The organism is Paenibacillus sp. FSL M7-0134, from assembly GCF_038007865.1.
Taxonomy (GTDB): Bacteria; Bacillota; Bacilli; order Paenibacillales; family Paenibacillaceae; genus Paenibacillus; species Paenibacillus polymyxa_B.
On sequence record NZ_JBBOXV010000001.1, the window covers coordinates 593,393 to 611,972 of the forward strand.

At 48.6% G+C, this 18,580-nt stretch carries 18 protein-coding genes and 1 riboswitch; of the genes, 2 read left to right on the forward strand and 16 right to left on the reverse strand.

The genetic code is table 11. The annotated features are described in order from the left end of the window. Positions 1-35: 35 nt before the first annotated feature. The 15 genes from glyA to NSQ58_RS02535 all read right to left on the reverse strand — a co-directional run bounded on the left by glyA (position 36) and on the right by NSQ58_RS02535 (position 14,504). On the reverse strand, positions 36-1,286 hold the full coding sequence (gene glyA, locus NSQ58_RS02465; protein WP_013312336.1) for a serine hydroxymethyltransferase: 1,251 nt from the start codon (positions 1,284-1,286) through the stop codon (positions 36-38). A gap of 120 nt (positions 1,287-1,406) precedes the next feature. After that, the gene (locus tag NSQ58_RS02470; RefSeq protein WP_023990717.1) at positions 1,407-1,994 is read right to left on the reverse strand and encodes a TIGR01440 family protein; all 588 of its coding nucleotides are present in this window, start codon (positions 1,992-1,994) and stop codon (positions 1,407-1,409) included. A gap of 220 nt (positions 1,995-2,214) precedes the next feature. After that, a riboswitch (ZMP/ZTP riboswitch) is annotated at positions 2,215-2,296 on the reverse strand. A 78-nt stretch (positions 2,297-2,374) separates the two neighbouring features. After that, positions 2,375-2,959 (reverse strand): low molecular weight protein arginine phosphatase, encoded by a 585-nt coding sequence (locus NSQ58_RS02475; RefSeq protein WP_028542181.1) that lies wholly within the window; start codon positions 2,957-2,959, stop codon positions 2,375-2,377. Between the two features lie 104 nt (positions 2,960-3,063). Then, entirely contained in the window at positions 3,064-3,624 is a 561-nt protein-coding gene (locus NSQ58_RS02480) for a manganese efflux pump MntP (protein WP_023990719.1), read from the reverse strand. A gap of 141 nt (positions 3,625-3,765) precedes the next feature. Beyond that, a complete protein-coding gene (locus NSQ58_RS02485) occupies positions 3,766-5,013 on the reverse strand; it encodes an L-threonylcarbamoyladenylate synthase (RefSeq protein ID WP_341056834.1) in 1,248 nt (415 codons plus the stop codon). 154 nt (positions 5,014-5,167) lie between these two features. Then, positions 5,168-5,860: a stage II sporulation protein R gene (gene spoIIR / locus NSQ58_RS02490; RefSeq protein WP_039271565.1), complete on the reverse strand. Its 693-nt coding sequence runs from the start codon at positions 5,858-5,860 to the stop codon at positions 5,168-5,170. A gap of 258 nt (positions 5,861-6,118) precedes the next feature. Next, the gene (locus NSQ58_RS02495; protein WP_028542184.1) at positions 6,119-7,312 is read right to left on the reverse strand and encodes an FtsW/RodA/SpoVE family cell cycle protein; all 1,194 of its coding nucleotides are present in this window, start codon (positions 7,310-7,312) and stop codon (positions 6,119-6,121) included. A gap of 75 nt (positions 7,313-7,387) precedes the next feature. After that, positions 7,388-8,287 carry a peptide chain release factor N(5)-glutamine methyltransferase gene (gene prmC, locus NSQ58_RS02500; RefSeq protein ID WP_075154859.1) on the reverse strand — a complete coding sequence of 300 codons (900 nt, stop codon included), beginning with the start codon at positions 8,285-8,287 and terminating at the stop codon, positions 7,388-7,390. 3 nt (positions 8,288-8,290) lie between these two features. Continuing rightward, positions 8,291-9,358 (reverse strand): peptide chain release factor 1, encoded by a 1,068-nt coding sequence (prfA, locus tag NSQ58_RS02505; protein WP_023990723.1) that lies wholly within the window; start codon positions 9,356-9,358, stop codon positions 8,291-8,293. 271 nt (positions 9,359-9,629) lie between these two features. Then, a complete protein-coding gene (gene ychF, locus NSQ58_RS02510; protein WP_023990724.1) occupies positions 9,630-10,730 on the reverse strand; it encodes a redox-regulated ATPase YchF in 1,101 nt (366 codons plus the stop codon). Positions 10,731-10,863: 133 nt separating this feature from the next. Then, on the reverse strand, positions 10,864-11,355 hold the full coding sequence (locus NSQ58_RS02515) for a GNAT family N-acetyltransferase (protein ID WP_028542186.1): 492 nt from the start codon (positions 11,353-11,355) through the stop codon (positions 10,864-10,866). Next, positions 11,352-12,452 carry a type 2 isopentenyl-diphosphate Delta-isomerase gene (gene fni, locus NSQ58_RS02520; RefSeq protein ID WP_023990726.1) on the reverse strand — a complete coding sequence of 367 codons (1,101 nt, stop codon included), beginning with the start codon at positions 12,450-12,452 and terminating at the stop codon, positions 11,352-11,354. Before fni ends, NSQ58_RS02515 begins: the two co-directional genes overlap by 4 nt. 311 nt (positions 12,453-12,763) lie before the next feature. Further along, a complete protein-coding gene (locus NSQ58_RS02525; protein WP_023990727.1) occupies positions 12,764-13,255 on the reverse strand; it encodes a DMT family transporter in 492 nt (163 codons plus the stop codon). A gap of 59 nt (positions 13,256-13,314) precedes the next feature. Next, positions 13,315-14,019 carry a Crp/Fnr family transcriptional regulator gene (locus NSQ58_RS02530; protein WP_025721846.1) on the reverse strand — a complete coding sequence of 235 codons (705 nt, stop codon included), beginning with the start codon at positions 14,017-14,019 and terminating at the stop codon, positions 13,315-13,317. A 59-nt stretch (positions 14,020-14,078) separates the two neighbouring features. Beyond that, positions 14,079-14,504: a DMT family transporter gene (locus tag NSQ58_RS02535; protein WP_023990729.1), complete on the reverse strand. Its 426-nt coding sequence runs from the start codon at positions 14,502-14,504 to the stop codon at positions 14,079-14,081. Positions 14,505-14,739: 235 nt separating this feature from the next. Between NSQ58_RS02535 and NSQ58_RS02540 the strand changes: the two genes are divergently transcribed. Continuing rightward, complete coding sequence (locus tag NSQ58_RS02540) at positions 14,740-16,236, forward strand: phospholipase D family protein (RefSeq protein WP_264454439.1); 1,497 nt, start codon at positions 14,740-14,742, stop codon at positions 16,234-16,236. A 33-nt stretch (positions 16,237-16,269) separates the two neighbouring features. On the opposite strand, the gene cls is transcribed toward NSQ58_RS02540, so the two are convergent. Then, positions 16,270-17,781 carry a cardiolipin synthase gene (cls, locus tag NSQ58_RS02545; protein WP_264454438.1) on the reverse strand — a complete coding sequence of 504 codons (1,512 nt, stop codon included), beginning with the start codon at positions 17,779-17,781 and terminating at the stop codon, positions 16,270-16,272. Positions 17,782-17,986: 205 nt separating this feature from the next. On the opposite strand from cls, the gene NSQ58_RS02550 reads away from it, so the two are divergent. Then, positions 17,987-18,580 carry a TetR/AcrR family transcriptional regulator gene (locus NSQ58_RS02550; RefSeq protein ID WP_341056836.1) on the forward strand — a complete coding sequence of 198 codons (594 nt, stop codon included), beginning with the start codon at positions 17,987-17,989 and terminating at the stop codon, positions 18,578-18,580.

Below are 18,580 nucleotides of genomic sequence, written 5' to 3' on the forward strand. Positions count from 1 at the left end.
CAGCCTTTAACATAAAGATTATGAATATCGATGAATTAGTATTGAGTTCCTGGATAGATCGGGAACTTGTCTGTCAACTCGCCAACCGCTTGGCTTGCTTTGGACAATACAGTATCATCTTTCGGGTTTTTAAGGGTTTCAGCAATGATTTTACCGATTTTGACCATAGCCTCTTCATCCATACCACGAGATGTTGCAGCAGGTGTACCAATACGAATTCCGCTTGTTACGAATGGACTGGTCGGGTCAAAAGGAATCGCATTTTTATTGACCGTGATGCCCACGGAATCCAATACATGCTCCGCTTCTTTACCTGTGATATTCAAATTGCGCGTATCCAACAGCATCAGATGGTTATCCGTACCACCGGATACAATGTTAATCCCCTCAGCCAGCAGTGTTTCAGCCAGCACCTGTGCGTTGCGGACTACGTTTTGCGCATAGGTTTTGAACGATGGCTGGAGCGCTTCACCCAAAGCAACCGCTTTGGACGCAATCACATGCATCAGTGGCCCCCCTTGAGTACCAGGGAAAATAGCTTTATCAATCGCTTGCGCCCATGCTTTGCGAGTCAGAATCAGACCCCCACGCGGACCACGCAGCGTTTTGTGTGTTGTTGTTGTTACAAATTGGGCATGCGGAACTGGACTTGGGTGAATTCCCGCTGCCACGAGACCCGCGATATGTGCCATATCCACCATAAACAGAGCGCCTACATCATTGGCAATGGAAGCAAAAGCTTCAAAATCAATAGTACGCGGATATGCACTCGCGCCAGCTACAATCAGACGAGGACGATGCTTAAAGGCTGCCTTGCGCACTTCATCGTAGTCGATGCGGAAGTTGTCTTCGCGTACACCGTAAGCAGCAAAGTTATACAACAAGCCGGAAGCGTTAACCGGACTTCCGTGTGTTAAATGGCCACCATGCGCCAGATTCATACCCAGTACAGTATCTCCAGGTTTGAGAGCTGCCAAATACACCGCCATGTTGGCTTGTGCTCCAGAGTGAGGCTGCACGTTAGCATGCTCGGCGCCGAACAATTCTTTTGCGCGGTCACGTGCGATGTCTTCAACGATATCTACATGCTCACAGCCACCATAGTAGCGTTTGTTCGGATAACCTTCAGCATATTTATTCGTCAGCACGGAGCCCATGGCTTCCATTACTGCTTCACTGACAATGTTCTCGGATGCGATTAGCTCGATATTGTGGCGTTGTCGTTTCAGTTCAAGTCCCATTGCTTCCATCACTGCCGGGTCACTTTTACGCAGGTGTTCCATCATGATTGATTACTCCCTCTCCATAGTCAATTGTTGGGTATACAAGCAAACGCCTGCTCCTCTGTTGGGTACCTCATCATCAATGCAAAAAAGATTAGTACAAACATGCCGCCATGCCAAATGCTAATCGCAGTTTCCGCCGACTTCTTGCTCCAGACTGTACACCGCCCGTTGTCCGCCAATAAGTGGAGGACGGGTGAACGCTGCTGTCACACGTGCTTCGCCAATCCAGCGAAGGCTTGGGCGAAACGGAACAGCAATGGGTCGCAGATGCATGCCAATCAGCGTTTCGCCGATGTCTATCCCGGCATGAGCCTGCACGTTCGCCGCCAAACACGCGTCGCTCATAGAACGATAGGCGACGGTAGCCATAGAGCCTCCTGCTGTACGAACAGGAACAGCTGCAACCTCCATCAGTCCCAATCGCTCCAGCACAGCCCGTTCAACGACCAGCGCTCGGTTCAAATGCTCACAGCATTGAAACGCCACATCAAAGCCATACTCCCTGCGAACAGACTCTACTCCAGACAACAGTTGCTGAGCCACATCGAGCGCTCCCGCCGTACCAATCCGACTTCCAGCCACTTCACTTGTGCTAACGCCGATAACCAGCAGGCGACCAGCCTTGAGACTGGCTGCTTCTGCGATTTCCCGCACGACAGAAGTGGTCTGTGCTTCCAGCGGAATCTCATGATCTAATTGTTCCACCATTGGAACCTCCTTTGGTTGAACAGCCTCTCAGAGACTAGGCACGGTCTCATGCCCCAAGTTCAACACACTCTCTCCTGATCACAATCTGACTATATTATAGCCGATGTTTCAGATTTCGAGCAGAAAAAATGGAAGAATCTTTAATGGAATCAACTCTCAGCTAAAAATCTGGCATAACTTGTATATGAAAAAAAGAGCAGTCCACACCTATGTGGAATTGCTCTTTTGCCCAGGCGACCGGCCGTATATCCGATGCTCCATCGTGGTTAATCCCACTTTTGTCGCCAGTTACATCGGATTCTCATTTTTCCACCTTATCTTAACGGATTAACCGCCGAAAATCAACAGATTCCGTACAAAACAGATGAGTAATACCAATTTTATTCGGAAGATGCCTTTAGCTTGTCCAGCAGCTTATGCAGTGCCGTACGGATTTCCGCAGCTGTGACATCGTAATCTTCTCGCGAACCGCCAAACGGATCAGAAATATCAAAGCCCGGAATCCGTTGGTGTAATTCAATCATTCGTTCACGCTCCTGCGCCGATAGCTCTTGTCCGAGTGAAGCCATCAACTGCTGTGAAGCATATAAACTATCCAACTCCTGTACATCATTCAACACCGCATCCCGGTTCTCCACATATTCCTTAAGCGTAAATACTTTGCCCGCCGTTTGGGGAAAGCGCTGAATTACGTGCTGTTTATGTCCTTGCGTCAAGGTTAAGATCAGATGCGCCCACCCGGCAAGCCCGTCGCTCAAAGGGGTTGAAGTGATCTGATCGGATATATCATGATCACGTAGAACCGCCTCTGCATGTCGGGATATCGGCGTGCCTTCCATCGCGGCTACTCCCGCAGAACGTACTTCCAGTTCTAGCCCATGCTCAGCAGCCAACTTACGCAGCATCCCTTCAGCCATTGGACTGCGACAGGTGTTCCCTGTGCATACGAATAAGATATTCTTCAACGTTTTCACCCCCCGTATGTTAAAAAAATATATAAACAGAGGATTACTATAATTCTAATCCCTTACTATAATCCTGCATTTATTTTACACTGTCTACGCTAAAATCAAAACATAAACATAAAGCCGAATGCCAGCAAAATGGCACCGCCCACTGCTTCTCCATAATCTCCTAGATTGCGGCTGACCTTGCGACCCAGCAACAGGCCCAACATCGCCATTGCTCCCCCGCAAAAACCAAACGCCAGAACGGACAGCACCAGATCACTCTGGAACATACCCAGTGACACTCCTACAGAAAATGAGTCAACGCTCACCCCAAGTGCAAACAGCAAAAGGCCTAAAGGCGAACGATGATCCAATACCTGTACGCCGTCCCCTTTAAAGGAATTATACACCATATGCCCGCCCAAAAGGATGAGTAGACCCCCTGCGAAGTAGGCCGTCACATGACCTAATAAAGAACTCATATAATGGCCTGTGAACATTCCCAGCAATGGCATCAGAATGTGAAAAAAGCCAATAACAGTACTGATGCGCAGCACGTCTCGCAGACGTATCCCCTTCATGCCGATCCCTACGCCCAGCGATAACGCATCCATTCCTAGCGCTACCGCCATGATCAGAATCGTTACAACCTGCCCGGCATGGGCAGAGGCTGCCAGCATACTCCATCCCTCCATTATCCGTCTGTTCTTGTACACGTTATGCGGACAAGGGGCAAATCAGTACAAGCATACACTGAAAGTGCCCAATACCAAGACGAGGAGAGGAGAAATTTAATATAAGAGGCTCTGATTCGACAGAAGCTACAAGCGGACGATTCGGTGACCTGCCGCTTTAAGCAGGCGGTTCATGACGGCGTCTCCCAATCCTTTCGGCGGACAGGATTCCGCCAAAATGTAGGTGACGCCGTCCTCGTCGCAGCGGCGCAGCACGCCGTACAGGCGCTGCGCTGCCTCATGGAGCGCGTCCAGCTTGCCTAGCGTGTAGACGCGCTCTCCGGCGTAGCCGGCGGCATGCTCGTCAAACGCGAGCACTGCCGTGCGCTCCCCGCGCGCGGAAGCCTCCGCCAGCGCGGCGCGAATCCAGCCCGTCACCTCAACGGACGACGGGCCTTGTACCACGCTCAAGCGGCCTCGCGGCGCGTAGTGCGTGTACTTCATGCCCGGCGAGCGCGGCGCTGGGCTGTCCGCGTCTTCCCCGGGCGTAGCGGCCAACGCCGGGTCCAGCACGACAGCGCGAGCAACCGCAGCGAGCTGCTCAGCCGTCACGCCGCCGGGGCGCAGGATGGTGACGGTTCCGTCGTCACCCGCCTGCACCACCGTGGACTCCAGCCCCACCCCCGTGGGACCTCCGTCCAAAATGCCGCCGATTCGGCCCTCCAGATCCTCCCGCACATGCTGTGCAAGGGTGGGACTGGGTCTTCCCGACCGGTTGGCGCTTGGCGCAGCAAGCGGACAACCCGCTTCAGCGATCAAACGAAGCGCTATCGGATGATCCGGCATGCGCACACCAACCGTGTTCAGCCCGGCTGTCACACGCGATGACAGTGCCTGCGGCACTACCGGCAATACGAGAGTCAGCGGTCCCGGCCAGAACATATTCATCAGCGCTCGGGCTGTATCGTTTATTTCTGCTACCATACCCTCTAATTGATCAGCATCAGAAATATGTACAATGAGCGGGTTATCGGAAGGGCGTCCTTTGGCAGCAAATACCGCCTCCACCGCTTTTGTACTACGCGCATCGGCCCCCAGGCCGTACACGGTCTCCGTAGGAAAGGCTACCGTCTCTCCAGCTTGGAGGAGTAAGGCGGCCTCGCGTATGCCCTTTTCCGCCGTGATCCGAGTCTGTTCATCCCAAATTTCGTCAGAAACATCCCCGTCAGTGTTGCTCAAAGGAACCAAACATCTTACATCCCACCATTGTGTATGGGAAGACTTCAATGCCTGCTTCAGCTCGCGAATTCCCTGTTCATCTAGCTTTTGCTCAGGTTTTTCCTTTTGCACAAATTCTCCGCGCAAGTCTTGCATTTGATTCGATTTATCGCTCATATCAGATCATCCCATATCTTATTGTCATACAAGCCAGTTATTTCGTTTGATCCCCATAAAGCTACTTTGAAAGATCAGTTCATTTGGCTCTGCCATGTGTATATCTATCGTAAGTTCCATTATAGCATATGGGGAAACTTACACTCCTCAACGTTTAGGCAAACAAGCCACTCACCCAGCTACACAGTCCCGCAAGTGCATCCCACAGAAAAAAACGTACTTCCGGCTCCTTGTCAGCGGCATTCGTCCGACTTTCTCCGTGATCCGTTTTTGCTGATACCGTTTGTGCCGCTGCTTCCCCACTGCCTGCATCAATAAAGCACAGCGGAGGAAACAGCACGCACCACCAATTTTGCCCTTTTCCTTGCCCCAGCGTAACCCGAAGCGCTTCATAATTCCCTGCTGGGTAGACCAGACCACCGTACATTTTCGTTGGGAAAGGTACGCTCGCCAGTTCCACCTGATGATCATATGCAATGCCGCGACGAGCCAGTTCCGTACCTACCAAACGGTCAATTTCAGGTAAATGAGCACCAATCAATGATCTAGCTTGATCTAAGCTTTGCGGGTTTTCCAGCTCACCCACCCAGGCATTCATCTGCTGTACAATAGCGTCCCGTATTTCGCGTTTAACCAGCTGATCCTCCGGACGATCCGAGTTGGCCAAAATACGCAGTCGAATGGAGTCATGTGGAATCACATTCAGCCCTGTTGTAGCTACTCCTGATGCTAAGGTTCCTCTTGTTCCAGTGGTCATAGCAGCATCCGTCTTTTGACCTTCCCAAGACATCATTAATATCGAAATACAAAATAGTATCATTGCAGCTTGCTTGATCCAATTTCTCATCTTCGTCTCCCCCAAACCCAAACTCTATCATGTCTATCAGTCTGTCCGGTTTAGGAGAGTCTAAACCTATGATTCTTGTAAAAGATTCAGGACCACTTTACAGATTTTTTTCAAAAATACCCTCAAATCATGCTACACCAAGCTTCTGACCCTCACCGAGGAATATGAAAAAGCCCAGATTTCACAATCTGGACTCTCTCGTTGCACCGTTTCAACTCACACAAATACCAATCATTATCTAGCCACATTCCACCTGTACTAGGCCTTTTTCGCCTTCGTCAAGCTTAGTCTGGAAGGCTGTGGCAGATCATCCTCCAGCTCTTGGCCGTGCACCTTAATACTCATAACCAAGCCGATACTAGCCATGTTAATAAGCAACGAGGTACCACCATAACTTATGAACGGGAGCGTAATCCCCGTAAGCGGCATAATGCCCAGAAACGCACCAATATTCTCAAAAATCTGGTACAGCAACATGGACACAATCCCGACAATAATATACGGTCCGGCACGATCCCGGCATTCCAGCGAAATCAGGATCATGCGGTGAATCAAAATAAAATATAACAATAGCAGCACTGAAGAGCCTACAAAGCCAAATTCCTCCGCTACGACCACAAAAATAGAATCCGCGTACGTATAAGGAACACGCCCGGACTGTACCGAGGTTCCTTGCAAAAAGCCCTTGCCCATCATCCCGCCAGAGGCTATCGCCAGCTTGGCATTTTTGGTATGATAAGACGCCTTCGCGGTTGCCTCTTCCGGTACCAACCAAGGGTCCAAACGCTCAACCCAGTGACTACGGCCAATCCCCTTCATAAAGGAATCAATCTCATCGTGAAACGAAATATAAGCTTTAATCCCGCCGCCAACAGCGACTGCAAATACGATGAATCCGATTAACGCATGGGATGCCTTCACATTACCAATCCATAGCATACCGATGACGATGACAATATAACCGAGCGCATTACCCAAGTCATTTTGTGCCATAACCATGGCAAACGGGACAAAGCTCACCAGAGCGACTGGAAGAACATCCTGAATAAAATACAGCTTGCTCTTGCGCTTCTTGATCAGCATATAAGTCAGAAAAACGATAAGAACCAGCTTGAATACCTCAGCAGGCTGAAGGTTCAAGCCACCAATTTTCAAAAAGCCCTGAGAGTTGTTAACCGTCCCGCCAAAAAATCCGAGACCCAACAAGAATATTCCGCCTCCATATACGTACAGGGCTTTTTTAATGAATATCCGAAAATCGACCATCGCTAAACCCAAGATCGCCACAAAACCCAATATATAATACCCGATCATCTTCTGGTAGTCATTGCCGTGCTCTGCCAAGTTCGTAGGGCCCCTACCTGCGCTGTATACCGTTATGATACTAATCGCCATGAGCAAAACCAGAATAAAGATAACCGGACCGTCAATTTTTTTCAATTTCTGAAGCATGATTTCCCCCTGAGCCGTTTCTCGGTCATACTCCTCTTATTCTAAAGGAAAGACTCGCAAAAAGAAAATGCAGCACTACTCCGAGACACCTAGGACATGTCGCTCGATCCCTGCAAGGTCAGGAACGATTATAATGTTCTTCCAATGACCTGCCTGTGCCAGCAGACCAGCCACGTCTCTGGCCTGTCCCATCCCCAGCTCAAACCCGATTAGCCGCGGCGGAGCCTGAAGGAGTCCGAGCTGTTCCAGCATTGCCCGATACGGGCCGAGCCCGTCAGGACCACCATCCAACGCCATCCGCGGCTCATGGTCGCGTACCTCTGGCTGTAAGCCAGCGATGTCAGCAGCCGGGATGTACGGCGGGTTGGACACGAGAATGTCCACCGCCGTTCCCGCGAACGGCGCCAGCAGATCGCCCTCGCGGAATTCTACGGCTGCGCCGTTCGCAGCAGCATTATGAGTCGCTACTTTTAACGCGGCAGCCGAAATATCCCCTGCCGCCACGCGCCAGCTCGGTCGCTCAGCCGCCAGCGTCACGGCAATCGCACCGCTGCCTGCGCCGATGTCGAGCGCCTGCGGAGCGCCGCTTGGCCACAGCCGATCGCCGTGCTGGAGTATCGCCTCGACGAGCAGTTCTGTCTCGGGGCGCGGAATCAGCACCGACGGCGAAACCGCGAACGGGCGGCCATAAAATTCCTGCCGTCCGATAATATACTGCGCCGGTTCACCCGCAGCTTTGCGGGCTATAATCCGTTCCCACTCTTCCCTGACGGAGGAAGGGAACGAATCACCCAGAGCAGCGTAAAACGCCGTGCCTTCCAACCCGAGCACATGCTCCAGCAGTAAGCGGGCATTGTGCTGCGGCTCCAGAACACCACAGCTTCCTAAAAAAGAAGAAGCCTCAACTAAGGCTTCTCTGACACTCATGTTCCGTTCCGGCGACATCCGATACACACAATCGCGTTCGTTCCCCAAAACTTAAACCTCTTGTTCCATCAAATCAGCCTGCTCTGCAATCGTGAGCGCTGATACGATTTCTTCGATCTCCCCGTTCATCACCTGATCCAGCTTATGCATAGTTAGGCCAATACGATGATCCGTTACACGGCTTTGCGGGAAGTTGTAGGTCCGGATACGCTCACTGCGGTCTCCAGTACCTACTTTGCTCTTACGCTCGCCTGCATATTTGGCTTCCTCTTCCTGACGCAACATATCCGAAATACGGGCACGCAAAACTTGCAGCGCCTTCTCCTTATTGGAGTTCTGGGATTTGCCGTCCTGACAGGTTGCCATAATACCTGTAGGCATATGTGTCACACGCACCGCCGACTTGGTCGTATTAACGGACTGCCCGCCTGCACCGCTGGAGCAGAACGTATCCACGCGAATATCCTTGTCGGAAATTTCAATATCCACTTCTTCTGCCTCAGGCATAACGGATACTGTAGATGTCGACGTATGAATACGTCCACCTGATTCTGTTGTCGGAATCCGCTGTACGCGGTGTGCGCCGCTTTCGAATTTCATTTTGCTGTATGCACCACGGCCGTTAATCATGAAAATAACCTCTTTAAAGCCCCCGAGATCATTCATGTTCGCGTCCATCAGCTCTACACGCCAGCCTTGGGTATCGGCATAACGAGTATACATCCGATACAAGTCAGCTGCGAACAGTGCCGCTTCGTCACCACCCGCTGCACCACGAATCTCAATAATAACGTTCTTATCATCATTCGGGTCCTTCGGCAGCAGCAAAATACGGATTTTTTCATCCAGCTCCCGCTTGCGAACACTAAGTTCATCAATCTCCATTTTGACCATTTCACGCATCTCGTCGTCCAGCTTTTCACCCTGCATGGTTTTTGCAGCTTCCAGCTCTTCAACGACATTTTTATATTCGGTATATGCTTCATAAGCAGGCTGTAAATCAGACTGTTCTTTGGAATAATCTCTAAGTTTTTTGCTATCGTTCGCTACATCCGGATCGCAGAGCAGTTCGCTCAGTTTATCGTAGCGGTCCGCCAATGATTGCAATCGGTCCAACAAGCGATTCACCTCTTCAGTTAAATTAATATGAAACCAGCTTCAATTTCACTGGCTACAGCTCTTTATTATACCAACTAATTCATGAATTAGCTACAAGAAATACTGACTAATTTAGGATTTTGCAAAAATCCACACAACATGCAATACAATAAAAAGTCGCCGCCCTAATATAGGCAGCGACCACATAATCTAGCACATTTCAGAACACACATACATTGAATCATCGTCTTTTATATATCCGAATCGAGTATTGTACTCTGGAAATTATATATTAAACATTAAAACGGAAATGCATAACGTCTCCGTCCTGCACTACATATTCCTTACCTTCCAGACGAAGCTGACCACGTTCCTTAGCCCCGTTCATCGAACCAGCAGCGACCAAATCGTTGTAGGATACAACCTCGGCACGGATAAATCCGCGTTCAAAATCCGTATGAATTACGCCCGCAGCACCCGGTGCTTTCGTTCCTTTGTGAATAGTCCAAGCGCGTACTTCCTGCACACCTGCTGTGAAATACGTATACAGGCCCAGCAAGCGATAAGCTGCTTTAATCAGACGATTCAATCCGGATTCAGCTAATCCCAGCTCCTCAAGGAACATCGCCTTGTCTTCGCCTTCCAGCTCAGCAATTTCAGATTCTACCTTGGCGCTGATCGGCACCACTTCTGCATTTTCATCTATGGCAAAATCGCGTACCTTTTGCACATATGGATTGCTGTCAGCTTCCGTTACGCCATCTTCGCTGACATTAGCTGCGTACAATACAGGCTTCATCGTAAGCAAATGAAGATCGCGTACAATCAACCGTTCTTCATCCGACAATTCTAAGCTACGCGCCGGTTTATCAGCATACAGCGATTCCTTGATCCGCTCCAGCACTTCAACCTCTTGGGTGTACTGCTTGTTGCCACCCTTCATGTTTTTGCGGGAACGTTCAATACGCTTGTCTACGCTTTCGATATCCGCCAGAATCAGTTCCAGATTAATGGTCTGAATGTCGCTGATCGGGTCAATTTTGCCGTCCACATGGGTAATGTTCTCATCTTCAAAGCAACGTACCACATGTACAATCGCATCCACTTCACGAATATGAGCCAGAAACTTGTTACCCAGACCCTCGCCCTTGCTCGCACCGCGCACAAGTCCTGCAATATCAACAAATTCAAATGCCGTTGGCACCGTTTTATTCGGTACAACCAGTTCAGTCAGCTTATCCAGCCGCTCATCCGGTACTTCAACGACACCCACATTCGGGTCAATCGTACAAAATGGATAGTTTGCGGATTCCGCACCCGCCTGCGTTATTGCGTTAAACAGTGTTGATTTGCCCACGTTCGGCAGACCCACAATCCCCGCTTTTAAAGCCATAATCAGAACAACTCCCGTTTATATAAAATATGCGTTATGCCATCCGTTAGTTTACCAACCCACATTATATATGAGAACCTATACACGCGGCAAGCATACGGTTATGAAATTCAGGATTTTGCTATATCCCTATTTAGATTTCTTTGCTCATCTGGATATCCGTAACCCGATAGCCCGATTTGCGATATACATGCAAAGCTCGCTCATTATGCCCAAATACATGCAAACCGATGCGGACAGCTCCCAGTCTGCGAGCCTCCTTTTCCAAAGCCTCCATCGCCAGCGTACCTAGACCTCTCCCCTGGTATGAATCGTATACAAGAATATCCAGTAGAAAAGCTTCTTTTCCTTGCGCGCCGTCCGTAATATTGAACCAGATATAGCCAGCTTCCTCCTGACTCTGCCCCCCGGCATCGGAAAACATCAACATATACAGGTGAGCATGAGGTGTGTCTAGCCTCTGTGGCAGGTATCGAGCAAAACTTTCTGCCGCACGTTCTGGTGCTTCTTCTACCGTCCATGTACCTGCTTGGATTTTCTCATCCGCATAGTCGGCAAGCGAGCGTTGTTCAAATCGATCATATTGCTCCGCATTCATCTGAACCAATGTAATAAGTCCGCTCATCCATTTACCTTCTTTCTTAGTCGAGTCGTGTCTTTAAGCCCTTCTATTCCATCTACCCCAATCCCAAACATGACCGTTCGGAGTTCCAGCTCCACCTGCTCCAGGCGTGCTTCCAGCGCTTCGCTGGAGTCAACCGCCGAACCGAGCAAAGAACGCCCGAAGCCTGCCATGTCAGCCCCCAGAGCGAGCGCCTTCGCTGCATCGACACCGTCTCTCAGTCCACCGCTACCGATCAGAGCACCATGTGGCTGAGCAGCTCTAACTTCCACGATACAATCAGCGGTTGAATTTCCCCAATCCGCAAACGCCTCCGCCGCGGCACGACGCACAGGGTCAGGATTACGAAATTTCTCCACTTGGCTCCAGCTTGTCCCACCTGCGCCAGCGACATCAATAAAGGCAGCACCCGCATCATACAGTCTCGATGCCGTCTCGCCATCTATGCCCCAGCCTACTTCCTTCACTCCTACAGGCACTGAAAGCTGACGACACAACTCCTCGATGCGCTGAAGCAGGCCGCTAAAATCCAAATTCCCTTCGGGTTGAAAAATCTCCTGCAATCCGTTCAAATGCAGCACCAACATATCTGCTCCGGCAATTTCCACTGCACGGCGACAATCGTCCACGCCAAATCCGTAGTTCAGCTGCACCGCACCCAGATTGGCAAGGACCGGGATGCTGGGTGCTAGACGGCGAACCGCAAAGGTTGAAGCTAATTCTTCCCTTTCCACCGCAGCCCGTACCGAACCGACGCCCAGCGCCCAGCCGCGTCTCTCCGCTGTCTCTGCTAATCGCTCATTAATCGCTCCTGTCTCGGCGCTGCCGCCTGTCATGGAGCTAATAAGTAGCGGTGTTCGTACAGCCTGTCCTAAAAAGGTAGTATCCAGACGAACCTCGTCAAAATGCAACTCCGGCAGAGCGCAGTGCTTAAAGGCATATCGCTCTAGCCCGCTGGTGATGCCTTGTCCGGCCACATCTTCTTGCAAACAAAGGCGGACGTGCTCAATCTTCCGTTCGCCTGTCCGTGCGGCAGGTAACAAAGAGCCGGATCTATTAAAACCGTCAGGTGCTCCTTTTTCATTTTCTGTACTACTCATCTATGTTCCACCTCATCCAAAGTCACTCTGTTTATTGTATCAAGTTCAAGAAGCACAAATAAGACCGTTCCCGAACACGGTAACCGATCTATTTATCGTCTCTTATATCAAATATCGTAGCCCTTAATATGGCTATTTTAAGATACTTTCATTGTATCATGGATGGAAAAATATATACACGATCGTGAACATTTTTTCTTTCGGAAACTCTACAGAAAAGCCGCTCCTAATTGAGCTGCCGCTTTTCTGCAAAATGCCTATTCGAAAGGACAATCCCTATCCCAGCAAGATAAAGGTCTTTACAATCTCCTTTATCCCTTCATCGAATCAGGTACAGATGAAATGCTTTCTGCTTGCTCCTTCGTACGCCCATGTCCAAATTTGAATACGAGAATACCACCGATAATGACCAATACACCGATCAACTTATTAAAGGTAAACGGAATCTTTTCTAATCCGAGCCATCCTAACGAATCCCACAACAGGGCGGTACCTAACTGCGCCGTCAATACAATGGAGATCGCATAGGTCGGGCCAAGTCGCTTCATTCCTTGTACCAGACAGAACACAACACCGACACCAATCATGCCACTGAACCAGTACCACGGCTGCATATGCTGTAAAGCAAATGTATTTTTCCCTTCAAAAATAAGACTCCCGAGTAAGGAAGCCAAGAACCCTGTTCCCAGCACCAATGTTGTTGTGGCCCACGATCCTGTCCGTTCATTCACCTTATTATTGAATATCGTTTGCAGACTGACCAAGGCACCTGCGATAATCGCCAATACAATTCCTAATAACATATTTTAACTCTCCCTTGATGATCCCTGATATTCTTCTGCCTTTATCCTAAATGCTCCTATTACAATGATTCATAAATATTATGTCCTGCCAGTTCACTCAAACCTTTTCTGTCCCGAATGACAATGTAACCTTTGGTCCGTTCAACCCATCCATCTTCAATCATTTTGCGAATGACACGGTTGAGATGTCTATAGCTGGTTCCGATCAAATTCGCCACATCTACCAGACTAGATGCACGTAATTCCTCATGAAAAGCCGTATTCGATTCGTCAAAAGAAACCGATAGCAGGTAGCTCGCCAGCCTGACTTCCACCGGATACATGAGATTGAAACTGGAAAAGTCGGAGTCCAGGCAAAACTTTCGCGTGACAATATCCAATAGAAATTGCAGCAAAGGAGCATAGTCTCTGCCGTATTTGTTCATCCATTGGTGGTGAATACCGATCACATAGATCGGAGACACTGCCTCTACTGTGTTGATAACGTGACTACTCCGAATATATTCAACATCTCCTATGACCTCGATCGGTGTTTTGAAGCAAAGGATCAGGGTTTTCCCTTCTGTAGAACTGGTATAAATCTTGACCTTGCCCTGCACCAGTATATATAGATGTTCGATGGAGTCTCCCTGTGAACAGAGCTTTTCCCCTTGCTCCAAACGATGCAACGACAAATAAGGATGTAGTGGCTCGTAGAGTATGGATTCCAACTCATGCAGCTGCAAAAAATATTTTAGCTGCTCTTGATCCTGAATTTCTCTCATTCCTAAGCTCACCTTCAATTTCTACATACTAAGCTTTCTTTACAAGTTAAAATTCTATTTTAGAGCTTCAGAATAATTACACCCGCGATCATCATACCAATACCTATAAATTGTGGCAGCTTCATCTTTTGCTTCACTATACCGAACCATCCCTTGATATCTACCAAGAAGGTTAAACACAACTGCGCAATCAACAACGCCGAGATCGTGAACGTAACCCCAATATGTTGGATTGCCGTGACTTCACTAAATATAATAATAGCTGCAAAGGCACCGCCCCAAAGATACATCGGCTTTACCTGTTTCATTTCAGCTACATTGCCATCCCTTGTAAACATCCAGACTAATGCTGCCAAAATAAAGCCTATTAGCTGAGTAACAGTGGCCGCCGGCCATGTACCGATATCCTGACTAATCCGTGTATTCGCTACCCCCTGTAGCGTAATACACGCTCCTCCCAGAAAAGCAAACAAGATTCCTCTCATAAATCGTTATTCTCCCCATGTAAATGACTTTTCTATATATTAAAGTATAGGGCAGACTCTCTATAAAGGACATATGTCCTCAATGAATAGTAAAACATACTCCATTTCATTCCATTCAGTATCCGCGTCAATCCTGCACACTTGCGTTAATAACTTGACAGTATCCCATCATAAAACTGCATGTTCCGGCACGATAAAATGGAATGCAGTATTCAATTGAGGAGTTGATCGTCATATGACTACACGTGATCCGCTGCATTCTGTGCCGGAATATCAAAGAAAAACCGGGAAAAAGGGCCGTACTCTTAAAATCGCTATTCTGGTACTTATTCTCTGGCTGATTACCGTCATGCTGTATCAGACCCATAAACCATTGCCTCCGTTCGTCTCCTATGAAAGTCAGGAATATTCAACCCATGAGGTAAACTTCTGGACGGATTTGACCTATCCCACCGGGGATGGAAGCACTGCACAGCATGAAGGACAAATTTTGAATCGTATGCTCGGGATCATTGATGAAGCCCAACAATTTATTGTCATCGACCTGTTTCTGTTCAATGACTATAAGCATAAAGGTCAACGCTTCCCCCAAGTCAGCGCACAAATGACCGATCATCTTATTGCCAAAAAGAAAGCTCATCCGGATATGCCTATCTTTTTCATTACAGATGAAGTCAATACCAACTACAATTCTGCCCCCAATCCTTTGTTGGAGAATATGAAGCGAGCAGGGATTCAAGTCGTGCAGACCGATGTAGACCCGTTGCGGGACTCCACCCCCATATATTCGGCAGTGTGGCGTACCTTTTTCCAATGGTTCGGGCAGCAGGGCACAGGCTGGATTCCCAACCTGATGGCCAGTGACGGACCTGATGTAACGGCTCGCTCCTATCTTAAGCTGTTAAACGTCAAGGCCAATCACCGAAAATTGGTTGCCAACGAACAGACAGCGCTCATTTCTACAGGCAACGTGCACGACGCGAGCGCCTATCACTCCAATGTAGCGCTGGAGGTGAAGGGGCCTATCATCGGAGACATTTTACAAACAGAGCAGGCGGTGTTGGACTTTTCGGGTGGTGGGCAGCTTCCTGCCTATACACCACAGGCCGAACCCAAAGTTCCATCGAATAAGGACAGCTATCGGATCAAATATCTAACTGAGGGCAAGGTGTATACCTCGGTTCTGGATGGCATCGGGCAGACGAAGAAAGGTGACAGCATTCATATGGGCATGTTTTATTTGGCTGACCGCAAAGTATTGAACAGCCTGCTGGATGCCTCTGCGCGCGGTGTAAACATCCAATTGCTGCTGGACCCCAATGAAAACGCGTTTGGTCAGGAAAAAATCGGCATCCCCAATCGTCCGGTTGCCCAGGAGTTGTCCGATAAATCGGGCGGGAACATTCAAATTCGCTGGTATCATACCACCCATGAGCAGTTCCATACCAAACTGATTTATATCGCCAAGGCACAAGGAGAGCATATCATTTGGGGTGGCTCTACCAATCTGACCCCCCGTAATCTGGATGATTTGAATCTGGAAAATGAATTGTGGGTGGCCGCTCCGGCGGACAGCAAGCTGACCCGACAGGTTGCGGCCTATTTTGATAAGCTATGGAATAATCAGGGGGCTGAATACAGTTTGGATCTAACAGCTTACGAGGATCATTCAACATTTTGGAAAGATATTATATACCGTCTACAGGATATTTTAGGCTTTACTACATTTTAACTACGGGATACTGCTGTAGCGAATTCGTTTATGTTATAGCAGCGGTGAAAGCAGCCGCGCGAGTGATTCCATCAAACGTTTGAACAGACGTTTTTTCATGAATTCTTCGCGTACGATCAGACTGGCAGAGTGCAAATCTCGTTCGTAGTCTGTTACCATCTGCTGCACACTGTGCGTTTGAATTAACAGAGCGTTAACTTCAAAATTCAAATGAAAGCTACGCATATCCATATTGGCTGTCCCGATGGTCGCAACTTCCCCGTCAATGATGAGGAGCTTGGAGTGGAGGAACCCTTTTTCATATTCATATACCTTGACTCCAACCTCCAGCAACGACTGGAAGTACGAATGAGACGCGAGAAACGGTAGCCATTTGTCCGGTTTTGCGGGAAACAGAATACGCACGTCCAACCCGGACAAGGCAGCCATCCGTAAGGCAGTCAGGATATCTTCATCCGGGATAAAATAAGGAGTGGCAATCCAGACTGATTTTCGGGCGGACGTAATCATGGAGAAAAAGAGATTTTTAAGTACTCTCCGCTCATTATCCGGGCCGCTGGCAATAATCTGCACGCCTCCGTCCGTAATGGGTTCAATATCGGGAGACAGATATTCGCTATCGAGCACCGACTCACCCGTCATGTGAAGCCAATCCTGTAAAAATATAAGCTGCAACGTCCGCACAGCTTCGCCCTTCACAATCATATGCGTATCACGCCAAAAGCCGTAGGCTTTGTTGCGGCTGAGATACTCATCCCCTACATTTAGTCCACCAATTAATCCGATATTACCGTCGATGACTACAATTTTACGGTGATTACGATAGTTTACCCGACTGGAGAAGAACAAGATCCGAGCGCCGCCGTACGCAACAACCTCTACTCCTGCATCTCTCATTTCCTTCAAAAATGACTTCGACAACTGAATACTGCCCACCGCATCGTACATAAACCGAACCTTAACACCCGCTTTGGCCTTTTCGATCAAAATCTTCTGAATGCTGGTACCGATATCATCCGACCGGAAAATGTAATATTCCATATGGATATGATGCTGCGCCTTGCGCAGTTCTTCCAGCAAAGTGGAGAAGGTTTCATCTCCATTGTTCAGAATTTGAGTTTCTGTCGCAAAATAAATCGGGGAGCGGGCCAGTCTGCGGGCCAAACGCATCAACTGCTGCTGCTCATCTGTAAAGCAGGTCAGATCCCGTTTGACTCGCAAAGCATCCTTTTCAATGCGGTCGTAAGCCTGTTGGTCACGCAATGCCTTTTTGTCATACTTGCGACGCTTGAATACATTTTGCCCAAACAAAAAATAAAGAGGAAGTCCAACGACTGGCAGCAATGCCAGCAGCAAAATCCAGGACATCGTGGTGGAGGGATTACGATTCTCCGTAAAAATAATCAGACTGATGGAGATCACTGTCAGGGTGGAAAAAATACTGATGACAGTTCCTTCATTTTTGCCGATGTAATTAAACAAGCCAAAATAATAAATAATAAACACCATAGCCGCGATCAATACGGCCAGTAAGCTTCGCCTCATAACTAACCTCACTTCCAGTGGACTGCATTTGACAGGTATTCTTCATTATATTGTACATGAGCCCCTTATTTCTTCCCACTTTTTTATTAAAATGTTGATAAAAAAAATCCAAAGAAAAGCTTTATACAAAACGCAATGATGCTGGGTTGACACTTACTTTTTTTCGTGTAAAAATAAACTAACGAACGTTAGGTAGGTGAAAATAATGGGGATGGAAGAGATTCGAAAGGCCGCTCTTTTTCAGTTTGCCACCAATGGGTATGAGGGAGCCTCCTTGAGCAGTATTGCCGCTGAGGTCGGTATCCGAAAACCGTCTATATACGCGCATTTCCAAGGCAAGGAGGATCTGTTTCTACAGGTGGCGAGGTACGCTTTTCAAGAGCAGAATTTACGTATTTTCGAATACTTTACGGAACGTAAAGATCAGCCGCTTAAGCATACCCTGCATGACTTCTTGTTTTGGATGGGACAGGAATATGAGAGCAACGACTCAGCCAAGTTTATGCTTCGCTTTTCCTTCTTTCCGCCTGTATCGTTGTATCACGAGATGTTGGATATTGTTAATCCTTTTCTGGATAAAATGGAGCGAAAATTAACTCGCCGCCTCCGGAATACACGGGATCGGGAACCCTTTGGGCATATGGAGCCAGTGGATGTGGCTTTAGCCTTCATGACACTGGTGGACGGAATCATGGTGGAGCTACTGTACAGCGGAAGCATCAACTACCACCGAAGACTGAACGCTGCATGGCCTATTTTTTGGCGTGGGATTACGTTAACCTCACCTCATGAAGCGTGA

Excerpts from the sequence above, each read along its gene's own strand:
- NSQ58_RS02535 (WP_023990729.1), bottom strand. The coding sequence starts at position 14,504 with ATGAGAGGAATCTTGTTTGCTTTTCTGGGAGGAGCGTGTATTACGCTA.
- NSQ58_RS02485 (WP_341056834.1), bottom strand. The coding sequence starts at position 5,013 with ATGAGCGATAAATCGAATCAAATGCAAGACTTGCGCGGAGAATTTGTG.
- NSQ58_RS02550 (WP_341056836.1), top strand. The coding sequence starts at position 17,987 with ATGGGGATGGAAGAGATTCGAAAGGCCGCTCTTTTTCAGTTTGCCACC.
- fni (WP_023990726.1), bottom strand. The coding sequence starts at position 12,452 with ATGAGTAGTACAGAAAATGAAAAAGGAGCACCTGACGGTTTTAATAGA.
- NSQ58_RS02470 (WP_023990717.1), bottom strand. The coding sequence starts at position 1,994 with ATGGTGGAACAATTAGATCATGAGATTCCGCTGGAAGCACAGACCACT.
- NSQ58_RS02540 (WP_264454439.1), top strand. The coding sequence starts at position 14,740 with ATGACTACACGTGATCCGCTGCATTCTGTGCCGGAATATCAAAGAAAA.
- NSQ58_RS02495 (WP_028542184.1), bottom strand. The coding sequence starts at position 7,312 with ATGCTTCAGAAATTGAAAAAAATTGACGGTCCGGTTATCTTTATTCTG.
- spoIIR (WP_039271565.1), bottom strand. The coding sequence starts at position 5,860 with ATGAGAAATTGGATCAAGCAAGCTGCAATGATACTATTTTGTATTTCG.
- cls (WP_264454438.1), bottom strand. The coding sequence starts at position 17,781 with ATGAGGCGAAGCTTACTGGCCGTATTGATCGCGGCTATGGTGTTTATT.
- ychF (WP_023990724.1), bottom strand. The coding sequence starts at position 10,730 with ATGGCTTTAAAAGCGGGGATTGTGGGTCTGCCGAACGTGGGCAAATCA.
- NSQ58_RS02480 (WP_023990719.1), bottom strand. The coding sequence starts at position 3,624 with ATGCTGGCAGCCTCTGCCCATGCCGGGCAGGTTGTAACGATTCTGATC.
- NSQ58_RS02515 (WP_028542186.1), bottom strand. The coding sequence starts at position 11,355 with ATGAGCGGACTTATTACATTGGTTCAGATGAATGCGGAGCAATATGAT.
- NSQ58_RS02525 (WP_023990727.1), bottom strand. The coding sequence starts at position 13,255 with ATGTTATTAGGAATTGTATTGGCGATTATCGCAGGTGCCTTGGTCAGT.
- NSQ58_RS02530 (WP_025721846.1), bottom strand. The coding sequence starts at position 14,019 with ATGAGAGAAATTCAGGATCAAGAGCAGCTAAAATATTTTTTGCAGCTG.
- glyA (WP_013312336.1), bottom strand. The coding sequence starts at position 1,286 with ATGATGGAACACCTGCGTAAAAGTGACCCGGCAGTGATGGAAGCAATG.